Source organism: Alteromonas sp. MMG017, assembly GCF_018100795.1.
GTDB lineage: Bacteria > Pseudomonadota > Gammaproteobacteria > Enterobacterales > Alteromonadaceae > Alteromonas.
This window is the reverse complement of the sequence record NZ_JAGJDY010000016.1, coordinates 61,385-84,012: the sequence shown is the minus strand read 5'-3', so window position 1 is coordinate 84,012 and position 22,628 is coordinate 61,385. Positions and strand designations below refer to the sequence as shown.

Here is a 22,628-nt window from a genome sequence, read left to right as displayed (position 1 = left end):
ATTCGGTCGCCTGCACGCTAGTCTTTCATTTTATTTACTGCGCCATGAAGTGGCTCAAAATCAGGAAGCGATTGGGTTTTCTGTGCTTCCATGGCTTTCATCACATCTTCCATTTGGAACATGCCTGCTTGCCAAGTGGCCATGTAAGTTAAGCTCTCAGCAATAGTGTGCTCTGTAGCGTAATTAATCATGGTTTTCGTGCCTGCTACTGCGACGGGAGAATTCATCGCGATAGACTGAGCTAGCTTCATGACTTCTTTTAGCATGACGTCTTGGCTGTCAAACACCTTATTCACAAAGCCTAACTGCTGGGCTTCTTGAGCGCCAAAATTACGGCCGGTATACGCCAACTCTTTCACCACACCAATAGGAATAAGCTTAGGTAAACGCTGCAGTGTGCCCACATCGGCGGTCATGCCTAATTGCGTTTCTTTTATAGTAAAGAAGGCATCGCTGGTGCAATAACGCATGTCGCATGCACTAAGTAAATCTACTGCGCCGCCAATGGCACCGCCTTGTACTGCCCCAATTACCGGCATGCGGGCTTGCTCTATGGCCGTGAAGCTGTCTTGCAATAGCATCACCATGCGACGCATGCGTTCAGCGCGACGTGACGGGTCGCCTTTAAAGTCTTTTGCCATGTTCAAAAATACCGACAAGTCCATGCCGGCAGAAAAATGCTTTCCGGTAGAAGAAATGATAATAACGCGAGCAGTGCCCTCATCGTCTATCGCGCGAATGGCAGCAGGGAATTCTGTCCAAAAGGCTGGGTTCATACTATTCATAGCTTCTGGCCTGTTTAGCACGACCTTTGCAATATATCCCTCGTGTATTACTTCAAGGGTTGAATACGGGTTTTCTTGCGACATTGACTCGGCTTCCACTTCATTCTCCTGTTAACATTTTTGCAAACTAGACGGCGTCAAGATAAAATGCAATGTTGACACTGTCAAGATAAAACGTTATCTATTCGTCTCAACCATAAAATAGGGTTTGGTTTACACCAGTATGACAAACGCAGCACAAACTTATCATCATGGCGATTTGCGCACCGCTTTATTAGAAGCGGCAACCAAACGGGTGGCAGAATTCGGTATAGACAGCTTGTCACTGAGAAAGCTTGCGGAAGATGCTGGCGTGTCGCGAACCGCCCCCTATCACCACTTCAAAGACAAAAGCGCCTTGTTAAGCGCTATTGCAGCAAAAGGTTTTAGCCAGTGGCACACCAACGCTAAGCGAATTTTCGATCAACATGATGTGGCACCACAGTCGCGTTTTCGTCAGTTTATTCATGAATATATAGGGTACGCGGCGGATAACCCGCAAATGTATGAGCTTATGTTCGGCCGTACTATCTGGCACGACAATGGCGCTACACAGGGGCTAAAAGAAGTAGCTTACCCCTGCTTTCAGTTTCAAGTAGATATGACGAAATACTGGCAGCAAACAGGCCTACTTCCAGCCGGGCAAGATGCGCTTCGCATGGCGCAAGTGACGTGGGGCACCTTGCATGGCATTGCACGACTATTGATTGATGGAATTTATGCGGACCGCAGCCACATCGATGAAATGTGTGACTGCGCCGCCGATTTATTTATGCAAGTGCCGAAAAACTAGCCTATCGGTTAAATGGGTGCAGCAAGCCCTTCATGCTCGGCTTTGATAAAATCTACCGCTCGCTCTGCAATCATGATTGTGGGCGCATTAGTGTTTCCGCCAATAAGGCTTGGCATGACAGAAGCATCTACCACTCGCAGGCCCTTAACGCCCCTGACTCTAAGCTGGTTATCGACCACTGCCATAGGATCATCATCGCTGCCCATTTTACAGGTGCCAATAGGGTGATAAATGGTTTCAGCTCGCTCCCTTAAAAACTCAAGAAGCGCTTCATCAGACTCAGCATCAGTGCCTGGATGCAGTTCACTGCCTTCAAATTTATCAAATACAGGAGCGGATAAAAGCTTTCTTGCCATTCGTATGCCTTCAATCATCACTTGCCTATCTTCAGGTTCCGTAAGGTAACCAGGGTCGATAAGGGGGTGATCGGCAGGATGGCTGCTTTGCAGTGTAATACTGCCTTTGCTCTTGGGGTACAAACAACATACATGCAGGCCGTATCCGTAACCAAAGGCAAACTTTCGCCCGTGATCATCTAATATAGCGGGCAAGAAATGAAATTGAATGTCTGGGCCACGGGTAGCAAGGCTTGAACTTACAAAGCCCCCCGCTTCTGCCACATTAGAAGAATAAATTCCTTTTCTGTGAAAAAGATAATCGTACGACGCCTTTATGTACGAAGGTAATGCACCAGCAGCAATCGCATAACCTTCTCGTGCTTTACAGGTAAATTGAACAATGGCGTCTAGGTGGTCTTGTAAGTTTTGCCCCACCCCTGGAAGGTCATTCATGACATAAATGCCTTTATCTTCCAACTCGCTTCTTGGCCCTATACCTGAAAGCATAAGTAGTTGCGGAGAATTAATAGCCCCACCGCAGAGAATTACTTCACTATTAGCCGCGTCCCTATTAATAAAATACCGCGCAATTTTGCCTTTTTCACGCACTTGCACGCCAGTGGCTCTGGTGTCGTCAAATAATACTTTCTCCGCAGCCACACCGGTTAGCACGGTAAGATTATTACGGTGAAGTGCTTGGCTTAAATAGCCTTTTGCGGTTGAGCAACGCTGTCCGTTGACTTGTGTAACATGATAATAGCCAATGCCTTCACGTATATCGCGGTTAAAATCATCTACAACATTAAAATCTGCGTGGCTTGCGGCTTCAACGAAAGCCTCAGAAAGCACGCTGGTGTGCTTAAGTTGAGAAACATGCAGCGGCCCACCTTCTCCATGGAATTCGTCTTCACCTTTGAAGAAGTTTTCAGAGCGTTTGAAGTAGGGCAGCACGTCCTCAAAACCCCAGCCAACTGCGCCCTCCTCTACCCAATAATCGTAGTCTTCTTTTTGGCCACGAATATAACACATAGCATTAACTGAACTGCTGCCGCCTAGGGTTTTTCCTCTAGGCCAAAATAGCTCACGATCGTACAGTTCTTTTTGTGGTGCGGTATGATACCCCCACCCTATGCCTTCAAAACGGCTTAATAGCGATAAACCAAAAGGAATATGAATAAGCGGATTAGTGTCTTTAGTACCGGCTTCAAGCATCAGTATTTTCAGGGCTGGGTTTTCAGATAATCGCGCCGCTAATACCGCACCTGCAGACCCCCCGCCTACGATGATATAGTCATACTTACCCTGAATCTCATTCATGCATTGCTCCAAAACACTTTTACGCGGTGAAATACTCAGTTAATGCCTGTATTACTATGCAATTACGAATTGTAGACGCATGACTGAGCTGTGCCGACTCTTATTATTAGATGCTTAGTATTAGTCACTTATTATCAAAAATAAAATGATATGCAGCATTGTGGTAAGACCAGACTATCAAAATAATCAGCCCATCTAAAAGTGATATGTTATATATTTTAAAAACTGTTTTATGTATAACGAGTTAAGTCGATTGCAGCTTGTTCCAGCTACTAAACGTATAGCATGAAAAAATGAAACTAGGTTTACGCGACAGAGGTATGCTTCTTATTTCCCAGCTTTTAATCAAGCTAGGAAGGCTTCGCTACGATCAGTTTTCAGCTGATGAACTCAATACTTTGTTATCTGAAAATCTGCCTCAATCGTTCCCCTTAGCCATACCGGCAGGCCAAGCCAATGTAGTGGTAACCAGTGGCAAACTAACCTTGAATGCCTCCGAAAACCGCTTATGCATTCAATTATTAGCGTCAATCACCATTAACGTTGCAGACACGACCATTTATCGGGCTCACTTAATTATTACACTAAGTGCCTCACCGGATTACAACGTAAATGAATCTACCCTTTATTTTATCGATAAGCAGGTAGACAATATCACTATGGTGAACGATGACTACGCCTTGTTAAAGGACACCCAATTTTTGCTTTCCCGCTTTGTACCCGGTAATTTGGATGCCTTGTTTGGGCGCTCGCTAAAAAATTTATTGTCACTGGTAACCGTCGGCACGTCCGACCAAGCAGTAGAATATTTAAAGCTCTATTTAAGTGGCTCGAAACAAGCCGTGCTTGATTTCCATAAGCCTCAAATTGAAAAAGCCATATTGGATAAAATGGCCACACTCCCTCTTCACCATATCATGCGCGAAGACCAATGGCGGGAAGTGCTTTTTGCTCGCTATGGTAAAAGCGTTAGAGTTGAACAAGACTCTCTTCGGTTCTATTTTTAGTGTTCGCTTACAATCGACACAGGCACCGACTCTTCATGCTCCCCAATATCAGTAATGCGCAGCCGAGGGTTATCGATGCAAGCCTCTAACATCTCGAACGCTTCTTGCACATAACCTGCTAATGGCTTCAATGTACTTATATTTTTATTGCAGCAAACAATACCTACATTGGCCACACCTGCGTAGGTCATCAAGGTGATATTTATTCCGCCGCCTGGTGTCATGGTGGAGATGGGATAACAGGCAAGTAGCTTACTGTCTTTTAAATATCGCGTATCTCGTGGACCAGGTATGTTCGATACCAGAATATTAGCGATAGGTTTAACCACATTGGAAATTTTAAGCCATTCAAATACCAACGCTAAGGACTGGATCACAATGGTGTAGCCGCTAAAGGAAGCTGGTCGGGCTCGCATAGCAGCATGTTTTACAATTCTGTGGTTAATGATTATTTGGCGTAAACGAAGGTAAGGGTCCTGATCGCCATGCGCCAACTGTACCGGCACAATAGCAATTTTATTTCCTGTGGTTTTCTCTCCAGGCTTTCTAAGATTAATAGGCATATTGGTAAACAATGCTTTTTTGAAAACCTGACCATGATCTTGCAGTAACCGATGAACCCCGATATCAAATGCACACAGAAGTATTTCATTGGCTGATGCACGGGTCCGTCGAGCCAAGGCCTTTACCCGTTTAAAATCGATATCTGTGGTAGTGACTACCCTTCCCGCTTCAACTTGCCCTGTCAACACGGTTTTAGTGCCCGAAAAAGGCACAGGCATGTAATGGGGGTTCACTCTCAACAGTTTTAAAAAAATGCGAATCAAGATAACCAGCAAATCGAAGCCCGTTTTTATGGCGCTTCCCACACTCACTAAGCGTTTGTAAAAACTCGGTGAGTCGTTGCGTTTGTGTCGTAGTCGTTTTACCGCCCAGATAGGCGTGAATTCAGCATTATTGGAAGCAGAAACATAGCAAGATTGAAACCACCTCACTAAGGTCGCGCCATCGCCATACATATGATGTACCTTGGCGTAAATAGCATAAGTATTACTATTGCTATCGAAGATGAAATGGTACTGCCACAGAGGTTTATCGGGATCTAATCGTGCGGAGTGTAATTGCGCAGCAAAATCATCTAGATTCTGTCGGTCACTCACATCGTCAATATGATGCAATTGAACATGGTAATCCATATTCAAATGTTTCACTGGCGAAAGACCAACCGGATAGCCTAGCACGGTTTTTACAACGCAATTAAACGGTGATGTTCCTTTGGCAAACCCTTTAATTTCATTATAAATAGCAGGCACATATTCAGGGCTTTGCGCCCCTTCTGGCATCTCTAGTAATTGAAGGCATCCAACATGTTTTGGGTTGTCATCAGATTCCGTTATCCAAAAGGATTTATCAAGAAAACTTAGTGTTTTACTCATCGACTATTCCTTTGTATTAAACATATCCTGTGGCACATGCTCAGTGACATTGGCTAATGCATGTGAACGCAACGCATCTACAATACTGTTTTGCTGAGCATCACTGAGTACTAATCGTGGAAGTAAGCTAACCATCATGAGCGACAGCGCGTGATAACGTTGAGATGTTTCATCCATATGGCTGTTAGTTTCATCAAATTGACAAGACTGAGTAATGATGAGGCTAAGCAGATCAACCAGCAACGTCAGATCTGAACGCGATGCAACCAACACATTCTTATTGTTTAACGTAGTCAGTAATTGAGAAAGTTGCTTATGTAAACTTGAAAGAATATTCTTCCGCGGCTTTTCAATTAACGGATATTTTTCAACAATATCCGCGGGGCTTCGATAAATAAACCGAAATACGTGCAAGCTGTCTACCAACAGATATAAGTAATACATTACCTCTTCTGCGGTAAGAGAATCTAACGCGTTGGGTACCAATACACGCTGCATTTGCTTTTCATGCATACGCATAAGCGCACTCACCATGCTTTCTTTACCCTTGAAATGGTAATACAAATTGCCAGGGCTAATATCTAACTCCATGGCAATGTCCACACTGGTAACGCCGTTCTCGCCATGGCGATTAAACAGGGTGAGCGCCGTAAGTAAAATTCGCTGTGATGTTTTCATTTATAGAAACACCAAATATAACTGAGCAAAGCCAGCTAGTAGGCCTAATAAGGCACCTGTGACAATGAGCTTCCATTCGTCCTGTTGATAAGCCGGGCGCAACACCCCTTCAAACTCTTCAGGGCTAAGGGCTTTCATTCGTTCGCATAAATCTTGACCTACGTGCATAGCATCGTTTGCGTAATCGTAGGCATACAACAGGTATTTATCGGAATTATCGAATATCTGCTTCACCGCCAACGCTTTCATTTTATGATAATTTTCTGATCCCACACCTAGGGCAAAGTATGGCTGAGTAATGGCGACATAGCGCTCTATAGCATCGTTAACGTGTAGCTCAATTAGCTCCAAAAATTGAGCTGAACCAGAGCCATGCATTATTACGTGGGTAATATTTTTAGGCGTGACCAGCTTCTGCTCAATAATTTCAGCGTACACCTCAGACACTTCTTTTTGCCGTTTTAGAAACATACCTTGTATGGTGACTGGCCCAAACTTAAAGGGTCGCTTAGGCTCAAAAATAATTTTTATCGCAATCCAATTTGTGGCATAGCCCACCAAAAGTCCGCCGAGGGGTAAAATCCACCAATTTTGGAAGAAGTACCACAAAATCATGGTGGGTAACCCGAACAGGAAACCAAAATAAAAGCCTGAACGCACAATAAAAGGAAACTCTTTGCTACCAGCGTTAAGAAAAATTTCATTTATTAACGAAGGTGAATTTACCAGCTGCTCAACCACAAGCTCTTTTATGTCGAGAATTTCAGCCACATTATGCTGAAAGTCATCCACCATCTTGTGGACGACATTGGGAATATCATTTTCAATACGCTGATAGACAAGGTTTTTTCCTTGCACGGGAAGCGCTGCCCACAATTGAGGGGCAGACTCAGACATAACGTCGTTAACGACTTTTCGGGTAACTTGCCCCAGTCGACGTTCAATCGCTTTGGTAAGATCGCTAGGGTCGATGCGTTGCGCGAGCTCTTCAACACTCAGCAACTTGCCTAAAACAAGCTCAACCTCAATCTCCGCCATTTGTCGGCGTTTAGCTGGAATTAACCCCTGCCATCCAAATATGGGCTTTATCCCGACAAACTCGATGGGATAAAACATCATCTTTACCGCGAGGTAATTCGTTAACCAGCCAACCAGAGCGCTTGTCAGCGGAATTGACAGCAAACTCAGTGTTTCTAAATTCCATTCCATATGGCGAATAACTTGCTCGAATTATTTTTCTTCTCTTTCAGGCTACTGAGTGCTTACGAATTGGTCAATGTTTTATCTGTAAATGCATCAAGGTTTCCAAGTTTTATTAAAATACATCAAAAAAAACCCGCTTAATTTTGGCTACTTTTTGTTAGGTAGCGCATTCTAAATTTCCTTTGTACACTTTTTGTATGCTCATTCGTGACACTGATAATATGGCTTTATTTGACTTACGTTTAAAAAAATTAGACCAAGACATTGCCCATGCTTCAAGCTATCAAGCGTACCAAGAAGCTTGCTTAGCGCATGATGAAATTTCCGGTGCAGAAGCATGGAAAGCCGATGATGCATCAGATGATTACGACTACATACTTATTCAAAAACGGGTACAGCGCTTAAAAATTGCCAGAGGCAATGGTGATATGCATGCGCTTATGTCAATTATTCATGAAGGCTTGCATGGGAATTTAGGCAATATTGCTAACCCTGCTATGCGCCGTAAATGCAAGATGGGCACTAAGTATCTCATCGTGCAATTCATTGATGAGGTCAAGCTGGCACTTGACCAGATTTACCAAGCAAATGAAGACGACGTAGACTTTTACGAGAAGCTGTCATTTTTTGAAGAAACTGCCCATGCATTCGGGCGCAGCTGCCTTATGTTGTCTGGCGGCGCTGGATTGGGCTTCTTTCATTGCGGGGTTGTGAAGTCGCTAAATGAGAAAGAGCTGTTGCCTTCTGTTGTGTCAGGCGCAAGCGCCGGTTCCATTATTGCTGCCTTGGTAGGCACACGTACGCATGACGAACTGCTTGATGCATTAAGCGCTGAAAGTATCTATGAAACATTCAAAAAATGGCGAAGCTGGGCGGGCTTTGGTAAAAATAGTTTGTTTGATAGCACGGTGTTAGAGAATGCTTTAATCAGCCTATTCGATTTAACGACCTTTGAAGAAGCCTATAAAAAAACCCGGCGGCATGTAACCGTAACCGTATCGCCTGCAGATTTACACCAACATTCTAGGCTACTAAACGCTAAAACATCGCCTAATGCTATTATCACCCAAGCGGTAAGAGCGTCATGTGCCGTACCGGTAGTATTTAGCCCCGTACAACTTCGCGCTAAAACACCAGCGGGTGATATCGTCCCCTATATTCCTAACCGACGTTTCGCCGACGGCTCACTAATGGCCGATTTACCTTTCGATAGACTTGCTAGGTTGTACGGCGTTAACCACAGTATTGTTAGCCAAACCAACCCACTCGCCGTGCCCTTCATTCAATCTGCGCGTATTAACCCTCAATCACTGTGGGGGCTATCGAGCAGACACGTGGGGCAGCTATTAAAAAGTAACAGTATTTTTGCCATCGATATTATTGAAAATATGATAGACAATAAGGGCGCTAAACTTGCTATTCATAAAGTGAAGTCTATTATCGATCAGCAATATGTAGGAAACATAAATATTCTCCCCAAACAACAAATTCGTAATTTGACACAAGTTATTGCTAATCCAAGTCTTGAAAGTATAAATGCGCTCATTGTGAGTGGAGAAAAATCAACTTGGCCACAGCTCGATGTTATTGAAAAAAATACCAAAATTAGCGAAAGTTTGCGGTATTATCTTGGCAAATTGAAACAAAGAGAAGCGGTTGAATTAGGACACAGTGCCTAATAACCCACCCCAAGCAGAAATCTAACTGACACTGGGGTTGAAAACATATACGAAGGATATCGGTGAGCGCACAAATTCAAAGCCCAGACAGCATCTACACGCAGCAAGTTAAACAATTAATAAACATGGTGTACCCACAAGAGGTTGGCTATGGCTCAATCTTTGAAGATGCGAAACATTTTTTTGCTTTAACACCTGAGCTAGAAGCGCATGTTGAGGAGTTGAAGGTACAGCTAAAAAAAGCGGAAGCTTCAACTAAGAAAGAAGTCCTTGTAGATCAGCTCAAAAAGCAAATTAAAAACTCTAGCCAAAAGCTTGAAGAGGAACGCTTGGCGCGCCTTGCGCGTATTGATGAGGTGAGCATTAAGCTTATCAAGCTGTGCGAAGGAGATAGCTGGCAAGAAACTCAGCAGCTAAGTGCAAAGTTTCTTGGCACCTTAATGTTACTCACTCAAGGCCCCGAGGGTAAGTTTGCCCGCATTCACCAGCGCTTTAAGCCGCTTTACAAAGCCGTGTTGGTGTTAAGACTTACTGATAAATTACTCGATCACGACACCATTGCGCACAAGTACCTTTCAAAATATCGTGACGCGATCTCTCGTATGCGTGGTAACCGCTATTGGCGTGAAAAGTGGCGTATAGAATTAGGCCGCCCATTAATTACTGCCTCTTTGCTACAAGATGTAGGCTTACAAAGTCCCGCCGCATTAACGATATTACGCGGTGCAGACAACAAATTAGATGAATTCAGATTACTAGAAGAGTCTCAGCGAAAAGACTTGTTGAAGCTTAACTATTACTTCACCATGAGATACCTTACTGAAGGGTTAGGTATTCCAGCCTATGTGGGAAACGTGAAAGAAGAACGTGACCGATTTGTGCAAACCCATAATGAGGCCAATGAGTTTGTTAGCCAGTTGGTAAAAGATGCCTTTGTGTCTAAAACTGGTTTAGGTGAGCTAATTAAAATACCGCAAATTTATGCGTCTGTTATTTTTTCCACTAAAAACGACTATAGCCGTAAAAACCTACCTAAAGGCTATTTGCTTATAGAGCAGCTATCTAAAAAAGGCGCATTAAATAAAAAGCTTGCGGAGGACTTTATTGATTTGGTCGGTTACTTCCCGCAAGGCTTCGGCATTACTTTCATTCCCGTTAATGAAAACGGCCAAGAAAAAGACCAATATGAATGTGCGGTGGTGATAGGATTAAATCCAACCAAACCTGGCGAGCCAATTTGCAAAGTGACCACCCGCAATCAAAAGCATATCAGTAGCGGTCATATTGAAGTTATTGAGAAAGGCAGAAATCTTTATTTCCCTGTTAGCAGAAAGAAGCTGATGAATGTTGATAAAGCGCGCTTAAAAGAAATTATGAGCCAGCTTTCCAGTAATTTCACCCCAGACGCAGTAGATGACTTAATCCCCAGCTTTTGGGAGCCCTACGACTATTTTAGTTTTAAGAAGCACCAAAATTTGTGGAGCAAAACAAACTAGGCCTGTTGCTAAGTATTAACAACGCTATCAAACGCGACTATAAAAGAAGAGAGTGCCCTACTCTCTTTTTTTGCGCCTAACGGTTTAGCCCGTAAGGTGCTACAGGCTTACGAGCCGCCATCGGTCTTGCTGTCACCATTGGCTTTCGTCGCAGTTGACGTGCCGCTACTTGATGCTGAAGACTTCGTTTCCTGGGGCTTAGCTTCTGAAGACTTGGCGGCAGTCGTTTTAGTCGCTGCTGGTTTCGATGCAGCGGAAGTCGTAGTGGTTGATTTCGCGGCGGCAGGAGTTTTTGCCGTAGAGGTTTTACTAGCCGCAGCCGTTGTTTTGGTGGCAGGTTTTGAGGCGGCTTTAGGTGTAGCTTTCGCCGTGGGTTTTGAGACTGTTTTAGGTGTGGCTTTCACCGTGGATTTTGAGACTGTTTTAGGTGTCGTTTTTGAAGCAGTCTTAGCTGTCGACTTTGGCGCCGCTTTTACCGGGGCTTTTGTTGGCGTTTGGGCTTTCTCTGCTGCTCGTTTCGCGGCAAGCAATGCTACTTGCTCTACCAATAAATCAACTTTAGCGGAAAGTAACGCTATTTGATGCTCTCTTTCAATCCGAGCTTTTCCACCAGAAAGTAAGCTAAACAGAGGCGTAGACATCACCAACTGTTGTGCACTATCAACGAGTGAAACTGGGTTAAATCGACGTTTCAACTCACCTTCGACTTCAGCGCCCTTGCGCTGCATAGCCTCAATTGAGGAGTGAGTATCATCAATTTTTTTACTTACTGTAGTAGCTGTACTCTCAAGTTGCGCTGATATTAAATCAGAACCTGCTGTAAGCCACCCAAATAAGGGTGATGATTTGTGATTATTAGGCATGTAACCTCCCGCTTCGAAAACGAATAGGGCAAGGTAGTTTTACAGTCGCATCGGCGCTAGCATTTGCACTAACGCCTTTGTCAGTAACCGTACTACAAAAAACGACAACAACTACCTTGCTGAAAAATAGCAACAATAAAACGCGTGTGCTATTTATTCGCCGCTAACTTAGCTACGGCTTCCGTCAACGCGTCAATTTTTGCTGAAAGCTCTTCAATACGATGATCGGCGGGGTCGGTATCTAAACCCAGTTTTTTACGTACATCTGCCACACGGTTTTCAACATCATTGGTGGTCGACTTAAACTTACTACGCGCATCGTCTTCTAGCGTTTCACCTTTGGTGACTAAGTCATCAAACATTTTGTTCGCGTCTTCACTTAGCTTTTCGTAACGACCTTGCGCTTCTTCTACGCTTTTTCCGTACGCGCCAAGCCCTGCTAGCCAAATTTTGCGAGCCATGTCTTCTGCTTCGTTAATTTTACCTTTAATGGTATCAGTGGTTGTCATCGTCAGCTCCTGTGAATGTTCGATTACAGAATCACTATACAAAGTACAATTAGAAACCGCATACTAATAAAAAAACAAAACCACAAAAAGTTTACGCTTGGGAATGAAACCCAATCATATTCCCTTCAGTATCAATAGCTAACGCAATAAACCCATATTCACCAATCGACATTTTTTCTTTCTCAAGAACGCCCCCTGCGTCAACTACCCTACCCGCTTCAACGGCGCAATCCTCACATGCAAAATAGACTAAGGTGCTATTTTTACCTACTGGTGCGCCCTCCATGTGAACTAGTGCGCCACTGGCGCCATAATGCTCCATGTCAGAAGGGAACGTCATCATACTGAACGCGCCTTGTGATTTATCGGCAGAAGGGTCTTCTAGTGCTTCTAAAGAGACCTTCAGTACGCTTTCGTAGAAAGCCTGCGCGCGTGGCATATCTTCAACATAAATTTCAAACCAACCAACGGGATTACTGTTCATAGCATGTTTCCTTTTAGTGTTAACAAATGCTAAATGTAAAAAACAGGCAAATGCTGAAGCACTTGCCTGTTCGTTATGTCAGTAAAACATAGTGATGCTAGCTTAAATCTCGATAGCTAGATTTCTATACCTGCCAGGTAAAACACGAATGCATATTCTAGCGCTGTAGACTCAAAACGTTTGAACCGACCAGATGCACCACCGTGGCCTGCTTCCATATCCGTTTGAAACAACAACAAATTATCATTCGTTTTATAGTCTCGTAGCTTAGCTACCCATTTCATCGGCTCAAAGTATTGTACTTGTGAGTCGTGAAGCCCTGTGGTCACTAACATGTGAGGGTAATCTTGGGCACTCACTTGATCGTAAGGTGAATAAGACAAAATATAGTCGAATTCGTCTTTATTCGCAGGGTTACCCCATTCTGTATATTCCCCAGTGGTTAAAGGAATGGTGTCGTCACTCATTGTAGTAACAACATCTACGAAGGGCACATGTGCAGAAATCCCCAAATAAAGCTCAGGAGCCATATTCGCAATCGCGCCCATCAACAGCCCCCCCGCACTGCCGCCCATGGCGAACACACGGTTAGGATCGGCATATTGCTTTTCAATTAAGCCTTTTGATACGTCGATAAAGTCGGTAAATGTATTAATTTTGCTGTGCATTTTACCGTCTTCATACCACTGTCGGCCTAGCATTTGACCGCCACGAATATGAGCAATCGCCACGACAAAGCCCCTATCGACTAACGATAACCAGCTGCTTCTAAAGGTAGGTTCAATGGTGGCACCGTAAGAGCCATACGCATATTGATACAGTGGGTTGGTGCCATCTTTATTAAACATATCGTTACGATACACCAACGAAACAGGAATATTCGCTCCATCTTGTGCTTTAATCATGACACGTTCAGAGGTATACGCCGCTGATGAAAACGAGTCAGAGACCTTAGTTTGTTTAAGAACCGCTTTATCAAAGGTGTTTAAATCGATATCTACAATGCTGGCGGGCGTAGTTAACGAACTATAGTAAATACGTAAGGTATTGGTATTTTGCTGAGTGTTACCTGTGAAGTAAGCACCGTAAATAGGATCATCAGTAGGTATTACTGTGGCTTTATCAGCTTTAAGATTGTGCGCAACAAGACGTAAAACACCCTCTTGCTTTTCTTTTACTACCAAAAAGTCGCCCAGCACTTCTATATCTTGAATGAATACGTCAGGATTATGGGCAATCACCTCTTCCCATTTGGACATGTCATCGGTTGCAGAAGCTGGCGCTTTCATGACGCGAAAGTTAGTTGCTTTATTGTTGGTTAAAACAAAATAACTATCACCCGACTTTTCAATGCTGTATTCCTCATCTTCTCTAATCGGCAAGAATGGGACTGGCGCCTTAGTAGGTTGGTTCGCATCTATTAAGGTCACTGCACTTTTGTCTGTGTGACTATGATGAATGTATATCACATCATCATCTTTGCTTTTACTAATGTAGGTATAAAACGTTGGATCAGTTTCCTCGAACACTAGCGTATCGTTTGCTTGAGGTGTGCCAAGCACATGACGATAAACCTGAAATCCTAGCAAGGTTTGCAGATCTTTTTTCACATAGAAAAGATGTTTATTGTCGTTAGCCCACTCTACAGCGCCAGAGGTTCCTGTCAGTTCATCTGACAGTAACTCACCCGTGGCTAAATTTTTCACAAAAATGGTATAAACGCGGCGGCTCAACGTATCTTCAGAATACGCGAGTAAATTATTATCACTGCTTACTGAGTAGTCACCAATATTATAATAGTCATGACCTTCGGCCATCACATTCATATTTAGTAAAACCTCTTCCTCTGCATCCATTGATGGTTTGCGCAGATAAATTGGGTATTCATTTTCCCCTGAGTATTCGGTGAAATACCAATAATCATTTTTTAAATAAGGAACCGTCGTGTCATCTTTCTCTATTCGGGCAATCAATTCTTCGTACAAGGTTTCTCTGTTATCTTTTAATGGCGCCATAACAGTTTCTAAATACGCATTTTCTTTTTCTAAGTGCGCCAACACTTTCTCGTCTTCACGACTATCATCTCGCATCCAGTAATAGTCATCATTGCGGACGGTACCGTGAGCCGCTAGCTCATAAGGAATTTTCTGTGCAACAGGTGCTGGAGTATCAGTAATCAATTTAACGCCTTGTTGTTTTTCTACTTGTGAGGTTTGTTCCATGCTAGTGCTATTATCGCTGCACGCGCCTAGCGAAAGACTCGCCGTTAACGTTATGCACGATGCTATCCATAGAGATTTCATGATAGGTCCTTTTGCGGAAGATGATAAGTGACAAAACTTAACCCCAAAGTATAGGTAATTTCTAACGTTAATATAGGGCTAAAAAGCACTAACCAGATCGAATTTGGGACTAAATAGTTACAAGCTGTGTCAAAAACAAAAAAACGCCCTGAATAGGACGTTTTTGATAATACTGAAATAACTTTCGTATTTAGCTTGAGGGAGAATTCGCTTCTCCCAACCGCCTTTGTATTAATCGACAATATCTTTAGGCATGCTGTCTCGCACTTGCTGCCAAACTTTGCCACTTTCAATACCATAGTCTCTTACCACTACAGGTACTTTGTCGTGTCGTTCGTTTTCTGCAGCATCGAGCAATTTAGCGTAATACGCTTTGGCCACGTCTCGCGCTTGCTGATGATCGAAGTAGAACCCACCAATACGTGAGTACATGCCCCTAAAGCCATTCATCATTAACACAAACACATTATTATTTGATGCCAATGCTAAATCATGGGTCATTTGGTAATCGAATTGCGCAAAAGCAGCGCCATCTTCTTCCACGTCTTTATAACGTGCAATAATCTCAGCGGATTCCTTGGGGTTGTTACGAATTGCACCTCGAATAAACACGGCACTTAGATTAGTACGGGCCGCTAAGAGGTTGTCCACTAGCTCAGGAATGCCTTCTTGATCGAGACGCGCTAAGGTTTCTAGAATGTTCAAGCCACAGCTTTCCCAAAAGTTATTCACTTTTGTAGGTTTACCATGTTGAATGGTTAACCAACCGTCACGAGCCAAACGTTGCAAAACTTCACGCAAGGTTGTGCGTGTTACACCAATAAGTTCTGAAAGCTCTCTTTCGGCAGGCAAAATTGTACCCGGCGGGAAGCGTCCACTCCAAATCGATTCAACAATGTATTCTTCGGCAAATCCAGCGGGACTCTGCGCCTTATAAATCATAACTAATCGCCTGCACGTTATTGTTATTCTGCGACTGATTGTACCAGATGCGCTTTTATTATCACAATGAAAAATCCCCTGCCAACAACATTTGTTAACATTTCATTAAAATAATCCCAAAACCTTTGCGTTAATGGTTTTTTATCACACAAAAGCAGACTTACTCAACGCAATAAACTACATTGTTAGGTTGATTATCAACCTAACTTGAGTAATTCCGCTAACTTTCCTTTTATGGGGTCTGTGAATTGCTTTCTCAAGGTTGTAATATCATGTACGCTTAATTTCGGACTATTATAATGAAAGCAACAAAACTGCCCGATTATCGACAACTTGCAATCACTTGCCCTCGATGAAAGTCAGTTTATGTTTGCAATAACCAGAAATTCAAAACGTAAAGACGCAACGTTAGCGCCTTTGTTGTAAAAGGAATAGGAACTCATGCAAACCTCAATGATCTCGGCGGTCTTTAGTAACTTTCTGGGACACGCACCCAATTGGTATAAGCAAACCATCATCGCCTTCCTCATTATAAACCCAGTATTGTTTATGGTTGACCCCTACTTGGCGGGTTGGACATTAGTGATCCAATTTATTTTTACTCTCGCAATGGCGTTAAAGTGCTACCCACTGCAGCCAGGTGGCTTACTACTCATTGAGGCCATGTTCATTGGGATGACAACGCCCGGACACATGATGCACGAAATTGAGGTTAACCTTGAAGTGCTATTACTTCTGGTCTTCATGGTTGCCGGTATCTACTTTATGAAAGACCTACTTATGTTTTTATTCACCAAGTTAGTCATTGGGGTTAAAAACAAAATGGTCTTGTCATTGTCGTTTATCTTTGCCTCAGCCTTTTTGTCGGCATTCCTTGATGCTCTGACCGTGGTTGCAGTAATCATCAGTGTAGGTTTGGGCTTCTATTCCATTTACCACAAAGTAGCTTCGGGTAAAGAGTTTCACTCAGATCATGACCACACAAGTGATGACGGCGTAGATTCACTAGGCAGTAATGACCTAGAAAACTTCCGTGCATTCCTTCGTAACCTAATGATGCACTCTGCGGTTGGTACTGCACTGGGCGGCGTAATGACAATGGTAGGTGAACCGCAAAACCTAATTATTGCTGATAAAGCTGGCTGGGATTTCGTTGAATTTTTTATCCGCATGGCGCCTGTTAGCTTACCAGTTTTTGTATTTGGTTTATTAACCACCATGGTTTTAGAGAAAACAGGTTGGTTTACCTATGGTGCAAAACTGCCAAATTCAGTGAGAAAAATTCTTACCGACTACAGCGAACATATGGATAAAAGCCGCAGCAAACGTGAAAAGGCTAAGCTAGTAGTTCAAGCTCTAATTGGCGTATGGTTAGTGGTTGGCTTGGCCACGCACATGGCATCAGTGGGCTTAATCGGTCTTTCTGTTATTGTATTGGCAACATCGATGAGCGGCATTATTGAAGAGCATGCGTTAGGTAAAGCGTTTGAAGAAGCGCTGCCTTTTACTGCTTTGCTTTGCGTATTCTTTGGTGTTGTGGCAGTGATTATCGACCAAGGCTTATTCCAACCCGTTATTCATTGGGTACTAAGCTTTGAAGGTGAAACTCAGATGGTGATGTTTTACCTCGCCAATGGTGTGTTATCTATGGTGAGTGATAACGTGTTTGTAGGCTCTGTGTATATCACAGAAGTTACCGCAGCCCTGCAAGCCGGCCAAATCACACGTGACCAATACGATATGCTAGCAGTTGCGATAAATACAGGCACTAACTTGCCTAGTGTTGCGACACCTAACGGTCAAGCTGCATTCTTGTTCATGTTGACCTCTGCGATTGCACCTTTACTACGCTTGTCGTACGGGCGCATGGTAATGATGGCACTGCCATACACCATCGTACTTACTATTGTGGGTTTGGTGGCTACCTATGTAGGCTTAGCCGATGCAACCCAATGGTTGTACGACATGCATTTAATTGAACATCATACCGCGACAGAAGCTGTTGGCGGTGCTGTTTCACACTAGGAATTAGACATGCGTTCAGTAGTACATCGCATTAGTCGCTGGGCAGAGCACAAGTCTTCATGGCTTGTGCTTTTCGCCACGTCATTAGGGCTAGAATTAGCCGCGCTTTACTTTCAATATGGCATGGGCTTAAAACCCTGCATTATGTGTATTTACCAACGTACTGCCATGTACGGTATTGTGTTGTCTGCACTTTTTGTTTTAATTAAAAATAACGGCCTTACTCGCATGGTAGGTTTTGCCGGCTGGGCAGTATCTGCTGGCTGGGGCTTTTTAATCGCCAAAGAACATATTGCTATTTTGAATGCGCCGAACCCTTTTTTCGCCAGCTGCGAAATAGTGCCTAACTTTCCATCATGGCTTCAATTACACGAATGGATACCTGCCATTTTCGCCGCACAAGGTGATTGCTTAGAAGATAGTTGGCAGTTTCTTTCAATGGGAATGGCACAATGGATGCAAATCCTCTTTGCTGCGTACTTTGTAGTATTTGCTATTGTGTTTGCATGTCGCTTGCTGGATAAGAAACCCTTTTGATAGACCTTTCTATTTTGCCGTCAAGGCTCCCTCCTATCCACACAGAACAGGGGCCGGTGACAATACAGCGCATAGCCCCTAAGCATGTTGAAGCCTTATGTGAGGCTTCACAGCAATCTATTCACCATGTGAAACCTTGGTTAGGGGCAGCGCTGTGCCCGGTTACCCCTGCATTGGCGAAACAATGTATTCAATCGATGGAGGCAGCGCGAGAGTCAGGTTATGGGTTAACCTACTTGTTAATGCACGATGAACGCTGTTTGGGCATGGGGATTATCAATTACATCCACCACACTCATTTAACCGCGAATTTGGGTTATTGGCTTCGTTCAGACTCATGTGGAAAGGGCCTCGCCACTGCCATTTGTGAGGCACTAAAGAAGCTAGCCTTTACACAAATGAATTTACACCGATTAGAATGCCTAATCGAGCCTAACAACAAAGCCAGTTTGCGCGTGGCCGTACGTATTGGTGCTGAAAAAGAAGGGCTTTGCCGCAAGCGTGTTTTTGGGCGCGATGCCCTGCTTTACAGCATAACGGCTTAATCTAAATCTTCTAGCGGCCAAATCGCAATATAGTCTTCAAAAGCATCTAAATCCACATCGGTTTCAAACACCGTTTTATTGCGTACAGACATGCCGTTTTTGTGCATCACATGCTTCTTGCCCTTATTTAGCAGTGGATGCCAAGACGGTAACCCTCGTCCTTCATGAAGACGGCGATAAGCGCAGCTTGTGGGCATAAAGAAAATGTCTTTTAAGTTGGCTTTTGTTAGCTGAACGCAATCTGGCACAAGCTCAGTTCGCTTTGCATACTGGGTACATTCACATTTTTTCGTATTAAGCAGCGAACAGACAATATTGGTGTAATGAATTTGTTCATTGGCATTGATGTAATCCGTAGGCGCTTGCGCTTCTTCATTTTCATCATCAATAAACTTATGTAAGCAACACTTTGCACAGCCATCGCATAATGACTCCCATTCCTTTTGGGTCATTTCTTCAAGGGTTTTGGTTTCCCAAAAAGGAGCGGTCATTAGCGAACAACCTTTGTATTAACAGTAATTTTATCATGTAAGGTGGCTTCAACATTGTCACCTGCAAGTAACGGCCCTACTCCTTTAGGGGTGCCCGTTAACACCACATCACCTGCATCTAGGGTAAAGGTTTGAGACATATGCGCAATTAACGGCACTATTTTGTGCAGCATCATCGCAGTATGCCCAGACTGACGTATTTCACCGTTTATACTCAGCGTGAAATGTAAATCTTGTAAGTCTGTGGTGCTATCTATCGGAACAAAGCCTGACACTGGACAACTTAAATCGAAAGACTTTGCCCGCTCCCAAGGTTGGCCTTGCGCCTTAAGCTCGCGCTGGACATCACGCAGGGTTAAATCCAAACCAAGCCCTATACCCCAAATGGCCGCTAACACTTCAGCTTCTGTGGCTTTGTATAACGCGTATTTAAGCAATACAGCGACTTCAAGCTCGTTATGACATTCACCTTGATTGGTAGGAATAACAAGCGGTGTGGCCATATCGCACAATGCCGCTTTAGGCTTTAAAAACAACAAGGGCGACTCTGATACAACCGATTTCATTTCTTCGATATGATCAAGATAGTTACGACCAATACAGGCCACTTTACCTATCGGCAATGCGATAGGATTGCCCTGAAATTCTACATGTTGATACATATTAATACCCTCGTTTTATACGTTCTGAAAGGTAACCTACCGACACGCCGAAGTAACTAGAGCGGTTCCATTTCATCAAAGTGTGAAAGTTATTATAGACAAGGTAGACCCGCCCTTCACTGCCATCAGGCATAATAAGAGAAGCAGGAATATTAGCGTTTGGTAAATCGCTACCGTCGAAGCGTCTAACGCCTGCTTGCTGCCATTCGGCTAAGGGCTTATAAAGGCTTTTTGAAAGGCCGAAGGCTTTAATAGGCTGGGTTAAAGACACTTGCCTACCCCAGGTGCCGTTGTTATCCCACCCTTCTGATGATAGGTAGTTTGCAATAGAGGCAAATACATCGGCTTCGGTTTGCCAAATATCTTTTCTGCCATCACCATCATAATCTACCGCGTAATTTAAAAACGAGATTGGCATAAATTGGCTTTGCCCCATGGCACCAGCCCAAGACCCCTTTAATGCATCAACGCTAGTATGGCCTTCATCAAGAATAGTCAGCGCGGCAAAGAGGTTATCTTTAAACAGTTTTTCTCGGCGGCCTTCATAGGCAAGTGAGGCCAAGGCAGACAGCACGCTGTAATTACCTTGAATGCGTCCAAAATTTGATTCATTACCCCATAGCGCAACAATAAATCGAGGTTGAACCTTAAACTTCTGGCCTATTTCTTCAAGCAATGACTTGTGCTTGTTGTACACTTCAACCGCTTGCTGCACTTTCCAGTCAGGCACACGACTGGCTAAGTAACTATCGAGTGTAATTTTCTTTTCAGGTTGGTTTTTATCTGATTTGATAACCGTTGGGCGAAAACTAATATCGTTAAAGGCGTCGTTAAGTAATGATTCATCAAAGCCTTTCTGTTTGGCTTCGGCTTTTAACGCTGTTACGTATTCGGCAAACCCTTGTGCTGTTTTTTCTTCGGCTTGGGCAAGAGCAATGCTTGCCACAAACCCCGCTACTGCAAGTAGCGATGTTGTTAACCATTTAGCCATGCTTAAAACTTTTTATCTGGCGTGGCTTGTAACCCCAAAGACTTACGGTGGGCCATCAATAAATCGTCTTCTTTAGGTGGCATTTGAAGGTAAAAGCCTTTTTCTTCAAGCTCAGCAATAAGCTTTTGCTTGTCCACACCTGCCAGCTTTTCATGCTTATCTAGTGATAGCACAGTGACCAGCTCCGGCTTGCCAAACATGTCTTTTAGCACCTCAGGCACATCATCAAATTTGTCTTTGTTTGGCACATATAAATACGTACCTGGGCGTTTTCGTGATTTATAAATCGCGCACAACATCATTTTGTAAACTCTTTAACGTTAGAGACTAGGTTTATTGCCTAGTAACTTTTCTAAATGGGGCTCAAACAATGGCGCTCTCCAGCCAGATAAAACATCTGGTTTGAGGCCTAGCACTCGGGTTTCGTCACTGTCGAACCAGTACCATTTTAGCACTTGGTTCAACTGCTTTTTAGATGCAATAACTTCTGGCGATACATCGTTTTCGCTGGCAATTTTATCGCTCACGGCTTTTAGCGCTGCTAATGTTTGTTTGTAGCTTGCTACGTCAATCAAACGACTGACTTTCGGCAACCTAAGAGACTCAGAAGTCGCCGCGTACTTTTCTCGTGCTTGGCTTATGAGAGTCACAATGGTGTCACCATAACGCCTTACCGACTGTGGATTCATTCCTTCAAATTGAGACAACCCCGATTTGCTTGAAGGCATAAGACGCGCAGCTTCATAAAGATGTATTTCTTTAAATACAAAGTTCAATGCCATGTCTTTTTTACGCGCGGTAGCGAGTCGCCACGCGGCAAGTGCTTGAAGCACGGTAAGCTGCTCTTTTGATAAACGCCAGTTGTTTTTAATCTGCATATAGGCAAATTCTTCCGGCATTTGACTGCGCTTTTTATCGGCTAATTGGGCAATCTCTTGATATACCCAATCTAACTTGCCTACATCATTTATTTTTTCGACTAAATGTTCATAGCAAGGTAATAGATACAGTACATCGTTGGCCGCATAGCTAAGCTGTGCTTCCCTTAAAGGACGCGCTATCCAGTCGGTACGAGACTCGCCTTTATCTAGGCTTACATCGCACAATAACTCAACCAGCTTTGCGTAGCCTAGCGATGCGCCTAAGCCTAGAATACTGGCAGCAAATTGACTATCGAATACGGGTGTTGGTACGGTATTAAATGCAGTCAGGAAAGTTTCAAGATCTTCTGAGCATGAGTGCAGCACTTTTACCACACTGGTATTTTCCATTAAGGCAATAAATGGCGAGAGATCATCAATTGCAAGAGGATCGATAAGTACTAACTGATGCCCGTCATACAACTGGATTAAACCAAGATGCGGTGACAGTGTTCGGGTACGAACAAATTCAGTGTCCAGCGCTACCGCTTTTTGTTGTTGAGCAAGCGTGCACACGCTATCGAGTTTTTCAAAGGTGGTTACTAATTCATATTGCATAATAATAAAAAGCCGGCTTACGCCGGC

General features: G+C 43.6%; 22 protein-coding genes. 7 read left to right on the top strand and 15 right to left on the bottom strand.

What is annotated here, in order from left to right; translation table 11 throughout:
- Positions 1-17: 17 nt before the first annotated feature.
- Positions 18-869, bottom strand: coding sequence for a crotonase/enoyl-CoA hydratase family protein (locus J8L84_RS19340; protein ID WP_211072135.1), 852 nt, complete (start codon positions 867-869; stop codon positions 18-20).
- Positions 870-1,008: 139 nt separating this feature from the next.
- On the opposite strand from J8L84_RS19340, the gene J8L84_RS19335 reads away from it, so the two are divergent.
- Positions 1,009-1,617, top strand: coding sequence for a TetR/AcrR family transcriptional regulator (locus tag J8L84_RS19335; protein WP_211072120.1), 609 nt, complete (start codon positions 1,009-1,011; stop codon positions 1,615-1,617).
- A gap of 8 nt (positions 1,618-1,625) precedes the next feature.
- Here J8L84_RS19335 and J8L84_RS19330 read toward each other — a convergent pair whose 3' ends face one another.
- Positions 1,626-3,272 carry a choline dehydrogenase gene (locus tag J8L84_RS19330; RefSeq protein WP_211072119.1) on the bottom strand — a complete coding sequence of 549 codons (1,647 nt, stop codon included), beginning with the start codon at positions 3,270-3,272 and terminating at the stop codon, positions 1,626-1,628.
- A gap of 293 nt (positions 3,273-3,565) precedes the next feature.
- Between J8L84_RS19330 and J8L84_RS19325 the strand changes: the two genes are divergently transcribed.
- Positions 3,566-4,279 (top strand): DUF1439 domain-containing protein, encoded by a 714-nt coding sequence (locus J8L84_RS19325; RefSeq protein ID WP_211072118.1) that lies wholly within the window; start codon positions 3,566-3,568, stop codon positions 4,277-4,279.
- Here J8L84_RS19325 and J8L84_RS19320 read toward each other — a convergent pair.
- Genes J8L84_RS19320 through J8L84_RS19310 form a run of 3 tightly spaced genes read right to left on the bottom strand, consistent with a single transcriptional unit; the run spans position 4,276 to position 7,602 of the window.
- Positions 4,276-5,715, bottom strand: coding sequence for a wax ester/triacylglycerol synthase domain-containing protein (locus J8L84_RS19320; protein ID WP_211072117.1), 1,440 nt, complete (start codon positions 5,713-5,715; stop codon positions 4,276-4,278). The two genes, J8L84_RS19325 and J8L84_RS19320, sit on opposite strands and share 4 nt — an antisense overlap.
- A gap of 3 nt (positions 5,716-5,718) precedes the next feature.
- The gene (locus tag J8L84_RS19315) at positions 5,719-6,393 is read right to left on the bottom strand and encodes a TetR/AcrR family transcriptional regulator (RefSeq protein ID WP_211072116.1); all 675 of its coding nucleotides are present in this window, start codon (positions 6,391-6,393) and stop codon (positions 5,719-5,721) included.
- On the bottom strand, positions 6,394-7,602 hold the full coding sequence (locus tag J8L84_RS19310; RefSeq protein WP_211072115.1) for a DUF445 family protein: 1,209 nt from the start codon (positions 7,600-7,602) through the stop codon (positions 6,394-6,396).
- Positions 7,603-7,817: 215 nt separating this feature from the next.
- Here J8L84_RS19310 and J8L84_RS19305 point away from each other — a divergent pair, with 215 nt between their 5' ends.
- Complete coding sequence (locus tag J8L84_RS19305; RefSeq protein ID WP_211072114.1) at positions 7,818-9,275, top strand: DUF3336 domain-containing protein; 1,458 nt, start codon at positions 7,818-7,820, stop codon at positions 9,273-9,275.
- Between the two features lie 62 nt (positions 9,276-9,337).
- Positions 9,338-10,771 (top strand): hypothetical protein, encoded by a 1,434-nt coding sequence (locus tag J8L84_RS19300; RefSeq protein WP_211072113.1) that lies wholly within the window; start codon positions 9,338-9,340, stop codon positions 10,769-10,771.
- A gap of 107 nt (positions 10,772-10,878) precedes the next feature.
- Here the strand turns inward: J8L84_RS19300 and J8L84_RS19295 are convergent, their stop codons facing one another.
- The 5 genes from J8L84_RS19295 to fadR all read right to left on the bottom strand — a co-directional run bounded on the left by J8L84_RS19295 (position 10,879) and on the right by fadR (position 15,872).
- On the bottom strand, positions 10,879-11,634 hold the full coding sequence (locus J8L84_RS19295; RefSeq protein ID WP_211072112.1) for a hypothetical protein: 756 nt from the start codon (positions 11,632-11,634) through the stop codon (positions 10,879-10,881).
- A 149-nt stretch (positions 11,635-11,783) separates the two neighbouring features.
- On the bottom strand, positions 11,784-12,143 hold the full coding sequence (locus tag J8L84_RS19290; RefSeq protein ID WP_057790879.1) for a phasin family protein: 360 nt from the start codon (positions 12,141-12,143) through the stop codon (positions 11,784-11,786).
- Positions 12,144-12,234: 91 nt separating this feature from the next.
- A complete protein-coding gene (locus J8L84_RS19285) occupies positions 12,235-12,627 on the bottom strand; it encodes a VOC family protein (RefSeq protein ID WP_211072111.1) in 393 nt (130 codons plus the stop codon).
- A 116-nt stretch (positions 12,628-12,743) separates the two neighbouring features.
- Complete coding sequence (locus tag J8L84_RS19280) at positions 12,744-14,849, bottom strand: S9 family peptidase (protein ID WP_211072134.1); 2,106 nt, start codon at positions 14,847-14,849, stop codon at positions 12,744-12,746.
- A 312-nt stretch (positions 14,850-15,161) separates the two neighbouring features.
- Complete coding sequence (fadR, locus tag J8L84_RS19275) at positions 15,162-15,872, bottom strand: fatty acid metabolism transcriptional regulator FadR (protein ID WP_061997782.1); 711 nt, start codon at positions 15,870-15,872, stop codon at positions 15,162-15,164.
- A gap of 441 nt (positions 15,873-16,313) precedes the next feature.
- Here fadR and nhaB point away from each other — a divergent pair, with 441 nt between their 5' ends.
- Genes nhaB through J8L84_RS19260 form a run of 3 tightly spaced genes read left to right on the top strand, consistent with a single transcriptional unit; the run spans position 16,314 to position 18,979 of the window.
- On the top strand, positions 16,314-17,897 hold the full coding sequence (gene nhaB, locus J8L84_RS19270; RefSeq protein ID WP_057790870.1) for a sodium/proton antiporter NhaB: 1,584 nt from the start codon (positions 16,314-16,316) through the stop codon (positions 17,895-17,897).
- 9 nt (positions 17,898-17,906) lie between these two features.
- On the top strand, positions 17,907-18,434 hold the full coding sequence (gene dsbB, locus J8L84_RS19265; RefSeq protein WP_211072110.1) for a disulfide bond formation protein DsbB: 528 nt from the start codon (positions 17,907-17,909) through the stop codon (positions 18,432-18,434).
- Positions 18,431-18,979 carry a GNAT family N-acetyltransferase gene (locus J8L84_RS19260; RefSeq protein WP_211072109.1) on the top strand — a complete coding sequence of 183 codons (549 nt, stop codon included), beginning with the start codon at positions 18,431-18,433 and terminating at the stop codon, positions 18,977-18,979. The genes dsbB and J8L84_RS19260 overlap by 4 nt, the downstream gene beginning before the upstream one ends.
- Here J8L84_RS19260 and J8L84_RS19255 read toward each other — a convergent pair.
- Genes J8L84_RS19255 through rnd form a run of 5 tightly spaced genes read right to left on the bottom strand, consistent with a single transcriptional unit; the run spans position 18,976 to position 22,601 of the window.
- Positions 18,976-19,470: a YcgN family cysteine cluster protein gene (locus J8L84_RS19255; protein ID WP_057790863.1), complete on the bottom strand. Its 495-nt coding sequence runs from the start codon at positions 19,468-19,470 to the stop codon at positions 18,976-18,978. The two genes, J8L84_RS19260 and J8L84_RS19255, sit on opposite strands and share 4 nt — an antisense overlap.
- A complete protein-coding gene (locus J8L84_RS19250) occupies positions 19,470-20,132 on the bottom strand; it encodes a fumarylacetoacetate hydrolase family protein (RefSeq protein ID WP_211072108.1) in 663 nt (220 codons plus the stop codon). The genes J8L84_RS19255 and J8L84_RS19250 overlap by 1 nt, the downstream gene beginning before the upstream one ends.
- A gap of 1 nt (position 20,133) precedes the next feature.
- Positions 20,134-21,123 carry a lytic murein transglycosylase gene (locus J8L84_RS19245; protein WP_211072107.1) on the bottom strand — a complete coding sequence of 330 codons (990 nt, stop codon included), beginning with the start codon at positions 21,121-21,123 and terminating at the stop codon, positions 20,134-20,136.
- Positions 21,124-21,125: 2 nt separating this feature from the next.
- Positions 21,126-21,422, bottom strand: coding sequence for a YcgL domain-containing protein (locus J8L84_RS19240; RefSeq protein ID WP_211072133.1), 297 nt, complete (start codon positions 21,420-21,422; stop codon positions 21,126-21,128).
- A 21-nt stretch (positions 21,423-21,443) separates the two neighbouring features.
- Positions 21,444-22,601, bottom strand: a complete 1,158-nt coding sequence (gene rnd, locus J8L84_RS19235; protein WP_211072106.1) for a ribonuclease D — start codon at positions 22,599-22,601, stop codon at positions 21,444-21,446.
- Positions 22,602-22,628 lie beyond the last annotated feature (27 nt).